Annotated in this window: 1 protein-coding gene; it reads left to right on the top strand. The window is 67.3% G+C overall.

Annotation, left to right across the window (positions count from 1 at the left end; genetic code table 11):
- Positions 1-1,219 (top strand): IS701 family transposase (locus tag AB0K12_RS48350; protein WP_364576149.1); only part of this gene is annotated, 1,219 nt, incomplete at its 5' end.
- Between the last annotated feature and the right edge of the window lie 181 nt (positions 1,220-1,400).

Below are 1,400 nucleotides of genomic sequence, written 5' to 3'. Positions count from 1 at the left end.
CTTGTGCCTCACCTACGATCTGGTCGTGTCCTGGGATACCGAGCTCACGGCGCTGACCTCGAGGATCGCTGATCGGCTGTTCAAGCGGCCCGAGCCGAAGGCGACCTTCGGTGACCTGGTCCGCGGGCTGCTGGCTGATGTGCCGCGCAAGAACTCCTGGCAGCTGGCCGACCATCTCGGGCATCCGACCGCCAACCCGATCGAGTGGCTGCTGTCACGGGCCAAGTGGGACGCCGATGCGCTGCGTGATGACGTGCGCGCCTATGTCGTGGAGCATCTGGGCAGCAGCGATGGGGTGCTGATCGCCGATGACACGCAGGCGATCAAGAAGGGTGACCGGTCGGTCGGGGTGGCCCGCCAGTATTGCGGGCTGACCGGCCAGGTCGAGAACTGCCAGGTGATGCCGATGCTCACCTACGCCTCCGCGGCCGGGCACGCCTTCATCAACCGGCGGCTCTACCTGCCCGAAGAGTGGGCCGGTGATACACAACGGCGGCGGGTGGCGGGCGTGCCGGAGCAGGTGGCGTTCGCGACCAAGCCTCAGCTGGTGATCGACATGCTGCAGGAGGAACGGCGGGCGGGTACGCCGTTCGGTTATCTGGCCGCGGACTGCGGCTACGGCCGTGATCCGGGCCTGCGGGATTACTGCCACGCTCATCGGATCGGCTATGTGATGGCCGTGCCGGTGGATCTGCCGCTGCTGACCGCCCGCGGTGGTGAGGAACCGGTCGGACATGTGCTGGACCGGCTGCTGGCCCGCGCTCATCCGGGTATGTGGGAGCGCCGTTCCTGCGGTGAGGGCACCAAGGGCACGCGCTCCTACGACTGGGCTGCGGTCGCGGTGAGTCCGGCGGGGCAGTTCCCGGCCGACGGTCATACGCACACCCTGCTGATCCGCCGCAGCATCAGCGATCCCGTCGACGTCGAGTTCTTCCTGGCCCATGCCCCGGCCGGCACGCCCGTCACCGAGCTGATCACCGTCGCCGGGATGCGCTGGAAGATCGAGGAGAACAACGAGACCGGCAAGGACCTGCTGGGCCTGACCGACTACCAGGTCCGCAAGTGGGACGGCTGGCACCGCCACGTGAGCACGGCCATGCTCGCCCTGGCCTTTTTGGCCGTCAGCCGCGCGCATCTGGACGGCCGAAGCACTCCCGAGCCAGGCCGGCATGCTGTTGATCAGGGAAAAGACCCACACCATCAGGAGAGCCACGCCTGAGTTCAGGCCGGCTGATCCGGCCATCCCTGGCTGAGATCCGCCGCGTCTTCGCCCGTCTCATCGTGCCCGCCACCAGTACCATCGAGCACGTCCTGACCTGGTCCAGATTCCGGCAAACGCACCAAACCCGTGCTCTGATCAGCCACTACCGCCGACGAGGCGACCCGTTACCACGCGATCT

This window comes from Nonomuraea sp. NPDC049419, assembly GCF_040676995.1.
In the GTDB taxonomy this organism is placed as follows: domain Bacteria; phylum Actinomycetota; class Actinomycetes; order Streptosporangiales; family Streptosporangiaceae; genus Nonomuraea; species Nonomuraea salmonea.
Note: the sequence above shows the minus strand (reverse complement) of the source record. Positions and strands in the feature narration are given on the sequence as shown.